Annotated in this window: 8 protein-coding genes and 3 rRNA genes; 6 read left to right on the top strand and 5 right to left on the bottom strand. The window is 66.9% G+C overall.

All coding sequences use genetic code 11. The features are described 5' to 3' along the window. Positions 1-420 precede the first annotated feature (420 nt). From ACQP17_RS13935 to rrf, 3 genes are all read left to right on the top strand, one after another. A 16S ribosomal RNA gene (locus tag ACQP17_RS13935) occupies positions 421-1,949 on the top strand. Positions 1,950-2,258: 309 nt separating this feature from the next. Further along, positions 2,259-5,381, top strand: a 23S ribosomal RNA gene (locus tag ACQP17_RS13930). A 74-nt stretch (positions 5,382-5,455) separates the two neighbouring features. Beyond that, positions 5,456-5,572, top strand: a 5S ribosomal RNA gene (gene rrf / locus ACQP17_RS13925). The 16S, 23S and 5S rRNA genes sit together here, the layout of an rRNA operon. Before the next feature lie 406 nt (positions 5,573-5,978). Here rrf and ACQP17_RS13920 read toward each other — a convergent pair. From ACQP17_RS13920 to ACQP17_RS13900, 5 genes are read right to left on the bottom strand one after another with little or no spacing between them, the layout of a single operon-like run. Then, on the bottom strand, positions 5,979-7,289 hold the full coding sequence (locus tag ACQP17_RS13920) for a DUF58 domain-containing protein (protein ID WP_433856563.1): 1,311 nt from the start codon (positions 7,287-7,289) through the stop codon (positions 5,979-5,981). 10 nt (positions 7,290-7,299) lie between these two features. Continuing rightward, the gene (locus ACQP17_RS13915; protein ID WP_249638831.1) at positions 7,300-8,265 is read right to left on the bottom strand and encodes an AAA family ATPase; all 966 of its coding nucleotides are present in this window, start codon (positions 8,263-8,265) and stop codon (positions 7,300-7,302) included. Then, positions 8,246-9,472: a DUF4350 domain-containing protein gene (locus ACQP17_RS13910; RefSeq protein WP_433856562.1), complete on the bottom strand. Its 1,227-nt coding sequence runs from the start codon at positions 9,470-9,472 to the stop codon at positions 8,246-8,248. The genes ACQP17_RS13915 and ACQP17_RS13910 overlap by 20 nt, the downstream gene beginning before the upstream one ends. Beyond that, the gene (locus ACQP17_RS13905) at positions 9,469-10,170 is read right to left on the bottom strand and encodes a DUF4129 domain-containing protein (protein WP_433856561.1); all 702 of its coding nucleotides are present in this window, start codon (positions 10,168-10,170) and stop codon (positions 9,469-9,471) included. The genes ACQP17_RS13910 and ACQP17_RS13905 overlap by 4 nt, the downstream gene beginning before the upstream one ends. Before the next feature lie 4 nt (positions 10,171-10,174). Next, complete coding sequence (locus ACQP17_RS13900) at positions 10,175-11,695, bottom strand: DUF7544 domain-containing protein (RefSeq protein ID WP_433856560.1); 1,521 nt, start codon at positions 11,693-11,695, stop codon at positions 10,175-10,177. Positions 11,696-11,847: 152 nt separating this feature from the next. Here ACQP17_RS13900 and mtnA point away from each other — a divergent pair, with 152 nt between their 5' ends. From mtnA to mtrB, 3 genes are read left to right on the top strand one after another with little or no spacing between them, the layout of a single operon-like run. Continuing rightward, positions 11,848-13,017 (top strand): S-methyl-5-thioribose-1-phosphate isomerase, encoded by a 1,170-nt coding sequence (mtnA, locus tag ACQP17_RS13895; protein ID WP_433856559.1) that lies wholly within the window; start codon positions 11,848-11,850, stop codon positions 13,015-13,017. After that, positions 13,014-13,691 carry a two-component system response regulator MtrA gene (gene mtrA, locus ACQP17_RS13890; protein WP_030069674.1) on the top strand — a complete coding sequence of 226 codons (678 nt, stop codon included), beginning with the start codon at positions 13,014-13,016 and terminating at the stop codon, positions 13,689-13,691. The genes mtnA and mtrA overlap by 4 nt, the downstream gene beginning before the upstream one ends. 1 nt (position 13,692) lies before the next feature. Further along, positions 13,693-15,810 carry an MtrAB system histidine kinase MtrB gene (mtrB, locus tag ACQP17_RS13885; RefSeq protein WP_433856558.1) on the top strand — a complete coding sequence of 706 codons (2,118 nt, stop codon included), beginning with the start codon at positions 13,693-13,695 and terminating at the stop codon, positions 15,808-15,810. The last annotated feature ends 21 nt before the right edge of the window (positions 15,811-15,831 follow it).

The raw sequence follows: 15,831 nt of genomic DNA, 5'->3' as shown, positions 1-15,831 counted from the left end.
GCCCGCTCCAACAGGGCGCCGGACACGAAAACGGATCTGGTAAGGTTGGAAACGCGAAGAAGCCGAAAGACGGAAACGCACCGGCGAAAATCGGGCCCGCAAGGATCTGATAGAGTCGGAAACGCAAGACCGAAGGGAAGCGCCCGGAGAGCCCGGTACTGAGTCAATCAGAACCGATAAGGCACAAAGGAAGCGTCCGTTCCTTGAGAACTCAACAGCGTGCCAAAAGTCAACGCCAGATATGTTGATACCCCGTCCACCTCGGTGGATGAGGTTCCTTTGAAAGTCCATCGGCACCCATGCGGTGCGGATGGCACACACAGCGAGGACGCTGTGAACGACCGGACCTATTCCGTCTGGTCGTTCCGCTCTCGTGTGTGTTTCACCCGCAGTTTTTAATTAAACGCAGTCGGGAAAACATTCACGGAGAGTTTGATCCTGGCTCAGGACGAACGCTGGCGGCGTGCTTAACACATGCAAGTCGAACGATGAACCTCCTTCGGGAGGGGATTAGTGGCGAACGGGTGAGTAACACGTGGGCAATCTGCCCTTCACTCTGGGACAAGCCCTGGAAACGGGGTCTAATACCGGATACGACACGGGGTCGCATGACCTCCGTGTGGAAAGCTCCGGCGGTGAAGGATGAGCCCGCGGCCTATCAGCTTGTTGGTGGGGTGATGGCCTACCAAGGCGACGACGGGTAGCCGGCCTGAGAGGGCGACCGGCCACACTGGGACTGAGACACGGCCCAGACTCCTACGGGAGGCAGCAGTGGGGAATATTGCACAATGGGCGAAAGCCTGATGCAGCGACGCCGCGTGAGGGATGACGGCCTTCGGGTTGTAAACCTCTTTCAGCAGGGAAGAAGCGAGAGTGACGGTACCTGCAGAAGAAGCGCCGGCTAACTACGTGCCAGCAGCCGCGGTAATACGTAGGGCGCAAGCGTTGTCCGGAATTATTGGGCGTAAAGAGCTCGTAGGCGGCTTGTCACGTCGGATGTGAAAGCCCGGGGCTTAACCCCGGGTCTGCATTCGATACGGGCAGGCTAGAGTTCGGTAGGGGAGATCGGAATTCCTGGTGTAGCGGTGAAATGCGCAGATATCAGGAGGAACACCGGTGGCGAAGGCGGATCTCTGGGCCGATACTGACGCTGAGGAGCGAAAGCGTGGGGAGCGAACAGGATTAGATACCCTGGTAGTCCACGCCGTAAACGTTGGGAACTAGGTGTGGGCGACATTCCACGTCGTCCGTGCCGCAGCTAACGCATTAAGTTCCCCGCCTGGGGAGTACGGCCGCAAGGCTAAAACTCAAAGGAATTGACGGGGGCCCGCACAAGCAGCGGAGCATGTGGCTTAATTCGACGCAACGCGAAGAACCTTACCAAGGCTTGACATACACCGGAAACGTCTGGAGACAGGCGCCCCCTTGTGGTCGGTGTACAGGTGGTGCATGGCTGTCGTCAGCTCGTGTCGTGAGATGTTGGGTTAAGTCCCGCAACGAGCGCAACCCTTGTTCTGTGTTGCCAGCATGCCCTTCGGGGTGATGGGGACTCACAGGAGACTGCCGGGGTCAACTCGGAGGAAGGTGGGGACGACGTCAAGTCATCATGCCCCTTATGTCTTGGGCTGCACACGTGCTACAATGGCCGGTACAATGAGCTGCGATACCGCGAGGTGGAGCGAATCTCAAAAAGCCGGTCTCAGTTCGGATTGGGGTCTGCAACTCGACCCCATGAAGTCGGAGTTGCTAGTAATCGCAGATCAGCATTGCTGCGGTGAATACGTTCCCGGGCCTTGTACACACCGCCCGTCACGTCACGAAAGTCGGTAACACCCGAAGCCGGTGGCCCAACCCCTTGTGGGAGGGAATCGTCGAAGGTGGGACTGGCGATTGGGACGAAGTCGTAACAAGGTAGCCGTACCGGAAGGTGCGGCTGGATCACCTCCTTTCTAAGGAGCACTTCTCACTCGGACTTGTCCGGGTCAGAGGCCAGTACATCGGCGAATGTCTGATGCTGGTTGCTCATGGGTGGAACGTTGACTATTCGGCACACTTGGTTCGTCTGGCAGTTAGTACTGCTTCGGCGTGGAAAGCGTCTGGGGATTGATCGGGTGGGCCGGGCGCGCTGTTGGGTATCTGAGGGTACGGACTACGGTCTGGACCTTCGCGATGCCGGCCCCAGTGAACTCAGCCTTCGGGTTGGGGTGGTGGGTGGCTGGTCGTTGCTTGAGAACTGCACAGTGGACGCGAGCATCTGTGGCCAAGTTTTTAAGGGCGCACGGTGGATGCCTTGGCACCAGGAACCGATGAAGGACGTGGGAGGCCACGATAGGCCCCGGGGAGCTGTCAACCGAGCTTTGATCCGGGGGTGTCCGAATGGGGAAACCCGGCAGTCGTCATGGGCTGTCACCCGCTGCTGAACACATAGGCAGTGTGGAGGGAACGCGGGGAAGTGAAACATCTCAGTACCCGCAGGAAGAGAAAACAACCGTGATTCCGGGAGTAGTGGCGAGCGAAACCGGATGAGGCCAAACCAGTCACGTGTGATACCCGGCAGGGGTTGCGTGGTTGGGGTTGTGGGAGTTCTCTTTTGCAGTCTGCCGGCTGTGAGACGAGTCAGAAACCGTTGATGTAGGCGAAGGACATGCGAAAGGTCCGGCGTAGAGGGTAAGACCCCCGTAGCTGAAACATTAGCGGCTCGTTTGAGAACCACCCAAGTAGCACGGGGCCCGAGAAATCCCGTGTGAATCTGGCGGGACCACCCGTTAAGCCTAAATATTCCCTGGTGACCGATAGCGGATAGTACCGTGAGGGAATGGTGAAAAGTACCGCGGGAGCGGAGTGAAATAGTACCTGAAACCGTGTGCCTACAAGCCGTGGGAGCGTCGCGCATCGAGCTTGCTCGGTGCGTCGTGACTGCGTGCCTTTTGAAGAATGAGCCTGCGAGTTTGCGGTATGTTGCGAGGTTAACCCGTGTGGGGAAGCCGTAGCGAAAGCGAGTCCGAATAGGGCGTTGAGTAGCGTGCCCAAGACCCGAAGCGGAGTGATCTAGCCATGGGCAGGTTGAAGCGGAGGTAAGACTTCGTGGAGGACCGAACCCACCAGGGTTGAAAACCTGGGGGATGACCTGTGGTTAGGGGTGAAAGGCCAATCAAACTCCGTGATAGCTGGTTCTCCCCGAAATGCATTTAGGTGCAGCGTCGTGTGTTTCTTGCCGGAGGTAGAGCACTGGATAGGCGATGGGCCCTACCGGGTTACTGACCTTAGCCAAACTCCGAATGCCGGTAAGTGAGAGCGCGGCAGTGAGACTGTGGGGGATAAGCTCCATGGTCGAGAGGGAAACAGCCCAGAGCATCGACTAAGGCCCCTAAGCGTGTGCTAAGTGGGAAAGGATGTGGAGTCGCAGAGACAACCAGGAGGTTGGCTTAGAAGCAGCCACCCTTGAAAGAGTGCGTAATAGCTCACTGGTCAAGTGATTCCGCGCCGACAATGTAGCGGGGCTCAAGCACACCGCCGAAGTCGTGTCATTGCGATATTACCCCCAACGGGGATCGTGATGGGTAGGGGAGCGTCGTGTGCCGGGTGAAGCAGCCGTGGAAACGAGTTGTGGACGGTTCACGAGTGAGAATGCAGGCATGAGTAGCGATACACACGTGGGAAACGTGTGCGCCGATTGACTAAGGGTTCCTGGGTCAAGCTGATCTGCCCAGGGTAAGTCGGGACCTAAGGCGAGGCCGACAGGCGTAGTCGATGGACAACCGGTTGATATTCCGGTACCCGCTTTGAAACGCCCAGTATCGAATCCATTAATGCTAAGGCCGTGAAGCCGGCCTGGAGTCTTCGGACAAAGGGACGTGGTGGAGCCGCCGATCCAAGGTGGTAGTAGGTAAGCGATGGGGTGACGCAGGAAGGTAGTCCAGCCCGGGCGGTGGTTGTCCCGGGGTAAGGGTGTAGGCCGTGTGGTAGGTAAATCCGTCACACGTTAAGGCTGAGACCTGATGCCGAGCCGATTGTGGTGAAGTGGATGATCCTATGCTGTCGAGAAAAGCCTCTAGCGAGTTTCATGGCGGCCCGTACCCTAAACCGACTCAGGTGGTCAGGTAGAGAATACCGAGGCGTTCGGGTGAACTATGGTTAAGGAACTCGGCAAAATGCCCCCGTAACTTCGGGAGAAGGGGGGCCATTGCTGGTGATCACTCTTGCAGTGTGAGCTGGTGGTGGCCGCAGAGACCAGCGAGAAGCGACTGTTTACTAAAAACACAGGTCCGTGCGAAGCCGTAAGGCGATGTATACGGACTGACGCCTGCCCGGTGCTGGAACGTTAAGGGGACCGGTTAGTCAACCTTCGGGTTGGCGAAGCTGAGAACTTAAGCGCCAGTAAACGGCGGTGGTAACTATAACCATCCTAAGGTAGCGAAATTCCTTGTCGGGTAAGTTCCGACCTGCACGAATGGCGTAACGACTTCTCGACTGTCTCAACCATAGGCCCGGTGAAATTGCATTACGAGTAAAGATGCTCGTTTCGCGCAGCAGGACGGAAAGACCCCGGGACCTTTACTATAGCTTGATATTGGTGTTCGGTTCGGCTTGTGTAGGATAGGTGGGAGACTTTGAAGCGGCCACGCCAGTGGTTGTGGAGTCATTGTTGAAATACCACTCTGGTCGTGCTGGATGTCTAACCTGGGTCCGTGATCCGGATCAGGGACAGTGTCTGGTGGGTAGTTTAACTGGGGCGGTTGCCTCCTAAAGAGTAACGGAGGCGCCCAAAGGTTCCCTCAGCCTGGTTGGTAATCAGGTGTTGAGTGTAAGTGCACAAGGGAGCTTGACTGTGAGACTGACGGGTCGAGCAGGTACGAAAGTAGGGACTAGTGATCCGGCGGTGGCTTGTGGAAGCGCCGTCGCTCAACGGATAAAAGGTACCCCGGGGATAACAGGCTGATCTTCCCCAAGAGTCCATATCGACGGGATGGTTTGGCACCTCGATGTCGGCTCGTCGCATCCTGGGGCTGGAGTCGGTCCCAAGGGTTGGGCTGTTCGCCCATTAAAGCGGTACGCGAGCTGGGTTTAGAACGTCGTGAGACAGTTCGGTCCCTATCCGCTGTGCGCGTAGGAGTCTTGAGAAGGGCTGTCCCTAGTACGAGAGGACCGGGACGGACGAACCTCTGGTGTGCCAGTTGTCCTGCCAAGGGCATGGCTGGTTGGCTACGTTCGGAAAGGATAACCGCTGAAAGCATCTAAGCGGGAAGCCTGCTTCGAGATGAGGACTCCCACCCCCTTTGAGGGGTTAAGGCTCCCAGTAGACGACTGGGTTGATAGGCCAGATATGGAAGCCCGGCAACGGGTGGAGTTGACTGGTACTAATAGGCCGAGGGCTTGTCCTCAGTTGCTCGCGTCCACTGTGTAGGTTCTGAAGTAACGACCTGTGTTATTGCCGGGTTGGTTAACTTCATAGTGTTTCGGTGGTCATAGCGTTAGGGAAACGCCCGGTTACATTTCGAACCCGGAAGCTAAGCCTTTCAGCGCCGATGGTACTGCAGGGGGGACCCTGTGGGAGAGTAGGACGCCGCCGAACAATCATTGTGGGAAAGCCCCGCACCGTATGGTGCGGGGCTTTTCTGCGTTCCGGGTGCTTGCGGGGCGGACTGCATAGCCGGGTGTTGGTTTCCTCGCGGCGGCCGCTGCTGGCAGTCGACAGTCGAAGCCACCAGAACCAGGTATGTGCTCAACGGGCTTCTCTCGTGGCACGACATCACGGCTAACGGCTCAGAGCATTTGGTATTCAGCTCGATCGACAGCTGGTGTGTGGCAGGCAGAACTCTGACTTCGAGAAGCCTGGCCCAGGTGTTGGAGGCTGCTGCTGGGTGACAGCTCTTGCCTGAGAGTGGATCTGTCATCGCCTGGGAGTTGGGACAGCGCCTCCCCGCGCGAGAGGAGCTTGTCTTAATGAGCAGGAGAGGCGGGGCGAGCGCGAGTCGTGTTCAGAGGCGGCCGGTGGCCTTCAGGGTGAGGTAGGCGTCGGCCAGGTCGGGGGCCAGATGGGCCGGGGTGGAGTCGATGACCGTGATGCCGTGGCGGCGGAGGCGGTCTGCGGTGTGGTGGCGAGCGGCGCGGGCCTGTTCGGCGGCTGCCGCTGCGTAGACGGCCTGGGGTGTGTGCCGGCCGTTGGACATGTCCTCGATGCGGGGGTCGGCCACGGCCGCGACGATGAGTTCGTTGCGTTGGGTGAGGCCAGGGAGGACGGGCAGGAGAGCCTCCTCCACGGGTGCTGCGTCCAGGCCGGTGAAGAGCACGATGAGGGACCGGCGCGAGGTGTGGCGGTGGATGGTGGCGGCCAGCCCGCGAGCGTCGGCCTCGACCAGTTCGGGCTCCAGGGGAGCCAGCGCATCCGTCAGTGCCGGGAGGAGGTCCCGTGCTGTGCGGCCCTGTACGGCGGCGCGCACCCGGCGGTCGTAGGCGAGCAGGTCCACGCGGTCGCCGGCGCGGGCGGCGAGGGCGCCGAGCAGCAGGGCGGCGTCCATGGAAGCGTCGAGGCGGGGGATGTCACCGACTCGACCGGCCGAGGTGCGGCCGGTCTCCAGGACGAGCAGGATGCGGCGGTCGCGTTCGGGGCGCCAGGTGCGGACCGCGAGGTGCTGGCGGCGGGCCGTGGCGCGCCAGTCGATGGAGCGGGTGTCGTCGCCGTGGGTGTAGTCGCGGAGGCTGTCGAACTCGGTGCCCTCACCGCGGGTCAGGATGCTGGTGCGGCCGTCGAGTTCGCGGAGCCGGGCGAGCTTGGCGGGGAGGTGCTTGCGGCTGGTGAAGGGCGGCAGGACACGCAGCGTCCAGGGGACGTGGTGGGTCCCCTGGCGGGCGGCCAGGCCGAGCGGGCCGTAGGAGCGGACCGTGACGCGGGCGGCGCGATGGTCGCCGCGGCGGGTGGGGTGCAGCGAGGTGGTGAGGCGCCGGCGTTCTGCGGCGGGAACGCGCACGGTGTGCCGGGACGCGGGGATGTCCGTGCCGGGCTGGAAGGAGCTTGGGGGCCAGGCGTCGCGGATCTGTGCGTGCAGGGTGCGGCGGCTCGGGTTGGCGACGGTGAGGTGTGTGTGGGCCTCGCCCATGAGTCGAACGGTTGTGTCACCGGTTCGGGTGAAATGGAGCTTTCGCACTGGCGCGGCAAGCGCGAGATCGCACAAGATTGCTATCAGCAAGGCGAGTTGGACGACGAGGATGCCGAGCCAGCTGGGCAGCACGAAGCCGACGAAGAGGGCTCCGCATGCGGAGACGAGGGCGGTGCGTCCGGTGAGGGCCACGGTGTCCGTCTCAGCGGGGGACGGGGAGATGTGCGAGTACGGCGTTGATCACGGAGTCTGCGGTGACTCCTTCCATCTCCGCCTCGGGGCGGAGATGCACGCGATGTCGGAGCGTGGGAAGGGCGAGGGCCTTCACATCGTCGGGGGTGACATAGTCGCGGCCGGTGAGCCAGGCCCAGGCTCGTGACGTGGACAGCAGGGCGGTGGCACCTCGGGGGGAGACACCGAGGGAGAGCGAGGGGGATTCGCGGGTGGCACGGCAGATATCGACGATATAGCCGGTGACTTCGGGGGAGACAGCGGTCTTGGCGACCGCGTCCCGGGCAGCATCGAGGTCGGCGGCGGAGGCGACGGGACGCAGGCCTGCGGCGCCGAGGTCGCGGGGGCTGAATCCGGCCGCGTGGCGCGTGAGGATGTCTATCTCGTCATGACGGGCGGGGAGGGGCACCGTCAGCTTCAGGAGGAACCGGTCGAGCTGGGCCTCGGGGAGAGGGTAAGTGCCCTCGTATTCCACGGGGTTCTGTGTGGCGGCCACCAGGAACGGCTCGGGGAGCGGGCGGGGTGTGCCGTCGACGGTTACCTGGCGCTCTTCCATCGCTTCGAGCAGGGACGCCTGGGTCTTGGGGGGCGTGCGGTTGATCTCGTCCGCGAGCAGCAGGTTGGTGAAGACGGGGCCCGGTTGGAACGAGAATTCCGCGTTGCGCGAGTCGTAGACCAGTGAACCTGTGACGTCGCTCGGCATCAGGTCAGGCGTGAACTGGACGCGCTTGGTGTCGAGTTCGAGGGCGGTCGACAGCGCGCGTACGAGCAGGGTCTTGGCGACGCCGGGGGCGCCTTCCAGAAGGACATGACCGCGGCAGAGGAGTGCGACGACCAGGCCGGTGACGGCGGGGTCCTGGCCTACGACGGCCTTGGCTATCTCGGTGCGCAGGTCCTCGAGGGAGGCTCGGGCGCTGTCAGCGGTCGGGGTGCTCACGGGAAGCGTGCCTCTCTTGGGAAACGATCGAGGATTCGAGTGCGTCGAGTTGGTCGGCCAGGTGCACCAGGGCCTTGTCGTCCGTGGGAGCCGGGCCGAAGAGCAGGGCATGGAGGTCTGTTCCTGCACCGGGAGAGTCCGCGACCCGGGCGTGGAGGGCGGGGAGGAAGACATCGGGGGTGTGGGCGTGCACGGGGGGCACGCCGAGGAGAGGGGCGATGCGTGTGCGGGCCGCGGAGCGCAGTACGTCGGACGCCCGGTCGCGGGCAGCGGCCTGTTCGTAGAGACGCGCGTGGCCCTCGGTGGTCTCGGTGGCCGGGACGGTGACGGGGAGCTTCTCCGGTACCAGGGGGCCGAGACGGCGGGCGCGCCACACCGTTGCGCACAGGGCGGCGAAGGTGAGTTGGAGCAGGCCCCAGCGCCAGCCGGAGGGGATGAGTTCGAAGAAGCTGCGTTGGTCGTCCCGGGCGGACGACGGGTCGCTCAGGGACGGGAGGTACCAGACCAGATGCTTGTGTGTACCGAGGAGTTGAAGGGCCAGGGAGGCGTTGCCGTCTTCGGCGAGGCGCTGGTTGTAGAGGAGGTCGGGGGAGCCGAGCAGTACGGTGTCGCGGCCGGTGCGGGGGGCCGGCAGGCGCAGCAGGGTCGGTTGGCCGCCGCTCGGGTAGCAGCGGTCGGCGTCGCCGGATGCCGCGAAGCGGACGCCACCCAGGAGGGCGTTGCCCGCGCGGCGAGCCTCCGGCAGCGAACAGGCCGGTTGGCGTGTCGAGTTGGCGGACGAGGACTCCGCACGGACGCCGGGAGCAAAGGTATCCAGGGCGGAGGAACCGGGGCCAAGCAGGACGGTGCGGCCGGGGGTGTGCGCGGTCGCGGTGTGCAGGCCGGTCAGCTGGGCATCCGTCAGCACGTCGGGGTCGGTGACCAGCAGTGTGGTGTGCGGGCCCGCTGCCGCGGCGGCTCCCTCGGCCGTGGTCACGACGTGGGTGGAGACGCCGCGGGAGGTCAGGAGTCGGGCGAGGGCCGCGCTGCCGGTCCGGTCCGTGGACCGGGGGTCGAGCCGGCCGTACTGCTCGCCGGACTGGAGGGCTGCGAGGACCACGCCGCTGACGACGAGCAGGAGAAGTGCGAGCAGCGGTCCGCGCGACCGGAGCCACAGGCCACGACGGGCCGGGGAGAGCGCGGGGGTTTCCGGGGCGGCCGTGGTCATCCGCGGCTCCCGGTCGGGGTGGTCGGAGCGGTGGTCAGGTCGGGTCTGGCGTGCTGGAGATCGGTGTCGAGGTCGGCCAGGAGGGTGTATGCCCGTTCGGTGCCGGGGCGGCCGCCGTATGTGACGTCGTCGAAGGCGCGGGCCGCCGTGCGCAGCCGGTCGGCGTGTGCGGGCAGCGTCCGGCCGGCCTCGGTGGCGGCTTCGTCAGCGGTACGGCCGGGTCCGGGGGTGAGCAGAGCGCGTTCTTCGAGGGCGAGGACGAGGGCGCGCATCCGGTCCTGGATCGCCTCGCTCCAACGGCCCTCCGCGGCATGGCGGGCAGCGGCCGCGCGGTGTTCGGCGGCGGTGCGGGGGATGTCGGCGAAGAGTGCGCCGCCGGTGGTCGGAGTGCGGCGCACCGCACCGAGCCGCAGTCGGAGGGCGACGATCAGCAGCAGGACGAACGCGGCGATGGTGAGGAGCCCGATCCAGCCGCCGGGAGTGGTGCCGGCGGCCGTGCGGAAGAGCGCGTCGATGTGGTCCCACAGCCAATCCAGTGCGCGCTGGACCGGGTTGGGGTCGTGCTGGTGGTACCGGGGGTCGGACAGTTCACGTTCGGCCGCCTCGCGGGCGGGGACGCGTGGAGTCCGCACCGGTATGTCGTCGTCGGGGCGCGCGATGAGTCGTTCGTGCGCAGCCAGGATCCCCCCGGAGATCACCGCATCAACTTCCCGGAGTGGTGTCGTCGGGGCGCCGGCCAGGACTGTCGGCGGGCGGGGGAGTGCTGCCCGTGGACGTGGGGGTGGGATCCGAGTGGGCGGTGTCCGTGTGGGCGGCGCCCGCTTCGGCGGCCTGCGCGTCGGTGTCTGCGGGTGCGTCAGCGACGGCTGCGGCGGGAGCTGTCGGCGCCTCGTCGGGGGCGGGAGCCGGGGTGGCGGCCGGGGGGTAGGCGCCGTAGCCGGGGAGGCCGGCGGCGCGGGCGAGTTCGAGATCGAGCGCCTCGCGGCGGATGCGCTGGTCCATGTAGAGGAGCGCGGTGACGCCGGCCGTGACCGGGAAGGTGATGGTGGAGCTGATGACGGCGCCGACGCCCAGCACGATCAGGAACGACCAGCTGGTGTTGCTGGTGCCGTTCGCCCAGTTCATGAGGCTCTCGCCGCCGACGACGAAGGCGAGGAGGGTGGCCGGGATCTGGATGATGAACTCGACCACGCCGACGAGGACATAGGCGAGAAGCTGTGCGCCCAGCACACGCCACCAGGCGCCCCGTACGAGCTTCGCCGAGCGGCGCATCGCGGCGATGACGCCCTGCTTCTCCAGCATCAGCGCGGGGGAGGCGAGGCTGTAGCGGACCCACAGCCAGAGGCTCACGGCACAGGCGGCCAGTCCGCCGAAGAGCATGAGGAGCAGGCCCGCGTCGAGCGGACCGGTGGCGGTCAGGATGATGCCGGGGGTCACGCCGATCGTGAGGACGGCGGTGATGAGCAGCGGAAGCAGCACGAGCAGGCCGAGCAGCCGCGGAAGTTGGGGACGCGCGTCGCGCCAGGCTTCCCCGGCGGTGACCGAACGGCCCAGGACGGCACGGCTCACGACCATGGTGAGCATGCCGGTGGCGATGATCGTGGCGAGCAGTCCGATCGCCGCGGTGATCCCGGTGCTGGCCAGGGTATTGCCGAGTTGGCGCATGGTCTCGCGCAGGGGCGGGGCGTTGTCGCCCGCCGGGCCCGCGGTGCGGCCGACGTTGCGGAGGAAGCCGGTGACGAGGGTGATGGCGGTCTGCGAGACGACCGCGACGATCAGCGATATGCCAAGGACGGTGCGCCAGTGCGCGCGCATGGTGGCGACCGCGCCGTCGAGGATTTCGCCGATGGCGAGCGGGCGCAGGGGAATGACACCGGGCTTGGCGGCCTGCGGCCCGGTGGCCCAGGCGCCGCCCCAAGGGGGTTGGCCGGGCTGGGGCGGACCGCCCCAGCCGGGTACGCCGCCGGACGATGCCGCGCGGGTGCGGTCACCGGACGTGCCCGGGCCGCTCCTGCCGTGCGGGCCGCCCTGGCCGGGAATTCCGGCGGGGGCCGACCACTGTCCGGCAGGCGGCTGTTCCTTGGACCAGTTCGGCGGGGACGGCTGCTCGACGGCGCCGGTGCGGACGTCCTGGTCCTGGGTGGGCTGCTCCTGTGTGCCGCGGCCCGGCTCGTCGGAGGAGGGACTGGATCCGGGCGAGGCCCAGCCCGGAGAGTTGTTCATCGTCGCTCCTTCATGCCGCCCGTCCGCCGCAGCGGCCGGGGTCCGGGGTCCGCGGTGGCAGTCATCGTGTCATGGCACCGGGCGTGGTGTACCGGCGCCCGGAGTGCGAGAGAACCTTCTGTTCGAGGGGCGGTCGGCGGCAGACTGAGGGGATGGGCGATCAGTACGAGGTATCCGAGAAGGGCGCCGGGGCGCTCACCATTCCGTCATTGCGCTGGGAGGAGCCGCCCGAGGGGCCCGTATTGGTCCTCCTCGACCAGACCCGGCTGCCCGCTGAGGAGGTCGAGCTGGTCTGCACGGACGTGCCGGCGCTGGTGCAGGCCATCCGCACGCTGGCCGTGCGGGGGGCGCCGCTGCTGGGCATCGCGGGCGCGTACGGCGTGGCACTGGCCGCGGCGCGGGGCTTCGACGTGGAAGAGGCGGTCGAGGTGCTGGCCCAGGCCCGGCCCACCGCGGTCAATCTGGCCTACGGGGTACGGCGGGCGGCGGCCGCGTACCGTGCCGCGGCGGCCGGCGGGTCCGGTGCCCAGGCGGCCGCGGCGGCGCTGGCCGAGGCCCGGGCCGTGCACACGGAGGACATCGAGGCCAGCGCACGGATGGCGGAGCACGGGCTGGGGCTGCTGGGCGAGCTGCTGCCAGGGGGCGGTCACCGGATCCTCACGCACTGCAATACCGGGGCGCTGGTGTCCGGGGGGGAGGGCACCGCCCTGGCGGTGGTGCTGGCGGCACACCGGGCCGGCGAGCTGCGCAGGCTCTGGGTGGACGAGACCCGTCCGCTGCTTCAGGGGGCGCGGCTGACCGCCTACGAGGCGGCGCGGGCGGGGATGGCGTACACGGTGCTCTCGGACGGCGCGGCGGGCTCGCTGTTCGCCGCGGGCGAGGTGGACGCCGTGCTGATAGGCGCGGACCGGATCGCAGCGGACGGCTCGGTCGCCAACAAGGTGGGCAGCTACCCACTGGCCGTGCTGGCGCGCTACCACCACGTTCCGTTCGTGGTCGTGGCGCCGATCAGCACCGTGGATCCGGACACCGCGGAGGGGGCGGACATCGAAGTGGAGCAGCGTCCGGCGCAGGAAGTGACGGAGTTCTCGTTGCCCTCCGTACAGGGCGCCGGGGCGGGGTCGGGAGCGGGTATACCGGTGGCTCCTTTGGGCGCACAGGCCTACAACCCGGCCTTCGACGTCACTCCGCCGGAGCTGGTGACGGCGATCGTCACGGAGGCCGGAGTGGTGTCTCCGGTGACCCCGGAGAGGCTGGCAGAGGTGTGTTCCACGTCACGATGGAGTAAGTCACGATCAGGTAATGGGATGATGGCCGAATGAAGGGACGCGTCCTGGTCGTCGACGACGACACCGCACTGGCAGAGATGCTCGGCATCGTGCTGCGTGGCGAAGGTTTTGAGCCGTCGTTCGTGTCGGACGGTGACAAGGCTCTTGCGGCCTTCCGCGAGACCAAGCCCGATCTTGTGCTGCTCGACCTGATGCTGCCGGGGCGGGACGGCATCGAGGTGTGCCGGCTGATCCGCGCCGAGTCCGGTGTCCCGATCGTCATGCTGACCGCCAAGAGCGACACGGTCGACGTGGTCGTCGGGCTCGAATCGGGTGCGGACGACTACATCGTCAAGCCGTTCAAGCCCAAGGAGCTAGTGGCCCGGATCCGGGCGCGGCTGCGGCGTTCGGAGGAGCCGGCGCCCGAGCAGCTCGCCATCGGTGACCTGGTCATCGACGTGGCGGGCCACTCGGTGAAGCGGGGCGGCCAGTCGATCGCGCTGACCCCGCTGGAGTTCGATCTGCTGGTGGCGCTGGCGCGCAAGCCGTGGCAGGTGTTCACGCGTGAGGTGCTGCTCGAGCAGGTCTGGGGCTACCGCCATGCCGCCGACACCCGGCTGGTCAACGTCCATGTGCAGCGGCTGCGCTCCAAGGTCGAGCGGGACCCGGAGCGGCCGGAGATCGTGGTGACCGTGCGCGGCGTCGGCTACAAGGCCGGGCCCAGCTGACATGACCCGGGACGGTTCGACCCCGGAAGGCAAGCGGGGGCGCACCGTCGACCCGGCGGGCGATATGTCCTTTTCGGGCAAATTGGTGGCCCGTTTGCTGCGCGGTGGGCAGTTGCTGCCCGACGGCGCGGTGAGCGGCCCCGTCCATCCCCTGCTGCGGCTCTTCAGCCGCTGGGTGCGGCGGCCCCTGCTGCCCGCCCTGCGGCTGTGGCGGCGCAATATCCAGCTGCGCGTGGTGGCGACCACGCTTCTGATGTCGCTCGCCGTGGTGCTGCTGCTCGGTGTGGTGGTCGTCGGCCAGGTCCGTAACGGCCTGCTCACGGCCAAGGCCCAGGCCGCGCAGAGCCAGGCCGTGGGCGGTTTCAGCGTCGCCCAGAAGATGGCCGACGGCGCCGACGACACCCGGCCCGACGACGTCGCCCGTACCGGCAACCGCAGTACCCAGGACTCCGCGACCTGGCTGACCGGCCTGGTCGAGCAGCTCGCCAGTGGCGGGCAGGGCGTCTTCTCCGTCGTGGCGCTCAGCTCCGACTCCGACGAACCGTTCGGCGACTCCAGCCCCGGTACCCGCGGCCCGCGCGCCTCCGGCGACGTCGACCCGGAGCGGAGCGTGCCCGCCGAGCTGCGGCGGAAGCTGGACACCAAGTCCGGGACGTTCCGCCAGTACACCCAGATCAAGCGGATCGGGTCGGACGACGGGGTGCCGGCGCTGATCATCGGCAAGCGGCTGAACGACGTCAACAGCAACCAGTACCAGCTCTACTACCTCTTCCCGTTCAGCCAGGAGGAGGAGTCGCTCAAGCTCGTGACGGGCACCCTCGCGACGGCCGGGGTCTTCGTCGTGATCCTGCTCGGGGCGATCGCCTGGCTGGTGGTGCGGCAGGTCGTCACGCCCGTCCGGATGGCCGCCGGGATCTCCGAGCGGCTGGCCGCCGGCCTCCTCCAGGAGCGCATGAAGGTCACCGGCGAGGACGACATCGCCCGCCTCGGGGAATCCTTCAACAAGATGGCGCAGAACCTCCAGGTCAAGATCCAGCAGCTGGAGGAGCTGTCCCGGATGCAGCGCCGCTTCGTCTCCGACGTCTCGCACGAGCTGCGGACGCCGCTGACGACCGTGCGGATGGCGGCCGACGTGATCCATGACGCGCGCGACGAGTTCGACCCGGCCACCGCGCGCTCCGCCGAGCTGCTGCGCGGCCAGCTGGACCGCTTCGAATCGCTGCTCGCGGAGCTGCTGGAGATCAGCCGTTTCGACGCCGGTGCGGCCGCGCTGGAGGCCGAGCCGATCGACCTGCGCGACGTGGTGCACCGCGTCATCGAGGGCGCCGAGCCGCTCGCCGACGCCAAGGGCACCCGCATCGTGGTGCGCGGCGCCGAGCAGCCCGTCATCGCCGAGGCCGACCCCCGCCGGGTGGAGCGGGTGCTGCGCAACCTCGTGGTCAACGCCGTCGAGCACGGAGAGGGCCGTGACGTGGTGGTGCGGCTGGCGTCCGCGGGCGACGGCAGCGGCGGCGCGGTCGCCATCGCGGTGCGTGACTACGGGGTCGGCCTCAAGCCCGGCGAGGCCACTCGAGTCTTCAACCGCTTCTGGCGCGCGGACCCGGCCCGGGCCCGTACCACCGGCGGTACGGGGCTCGGCCTGTCCATCGCCGTCGAGGACGCCCGGTTGCACGGCGGCTGGCTGCAGGCCTGGGGCGAGCCCGGCGGCGGCTCGCAATTCCGGCTGACGCTGCCGCGCACGGCCGGCGAGACCCTGCGCGGGTCCCCGATACCCCTGGAGCCGGAGGACTCACGCCGGCACCGCGGACTGGACGAGAACGGCCGGCCGCGCGCGGGGGTGGACCGCAAGCCGTCCACGATCCCGGCGCAGCCGCGTGCCGTGGAGGCCGAGGGCGCGCTCGGCGGTGTCCGGGAGCCGCAGGTGGCCGGGGCCCCGGCGGCCGGTCCGGCGGCGCTGCCCGGCAGCGGCGCCCGTGTGGTGCCGCAGAGCGGGGGCGCGCGGAGCGAGGCCGCAGCGCGCGACGAGGAAGCGCACATCGATGAGCCGCCCCACGAGGACGGGGCCGGGCAGGAAGCCGGACGGGGCGTGGAGCGGGAAGGCGGGCTGCGTGGGAACTGAGCACGGGGAGGGCACCGGAGA

This window comes from Streptomyces kronopolitis (assembly GCF_050953795.1).
In the GTDB taxonomy this organism is placed as follows: domain Bacteria; phylum Actinomycetota; class Actinomycetes; order Streptomycetales; family Streptomycetaceae; genus Streptomyces; species Streptomyces kronopolitis_A.
The sequence above is the reverse complement of the archived record's forward strand: the minus strand, read 5'-3'. Positions and strand labels throughout refer to the sequence as shown.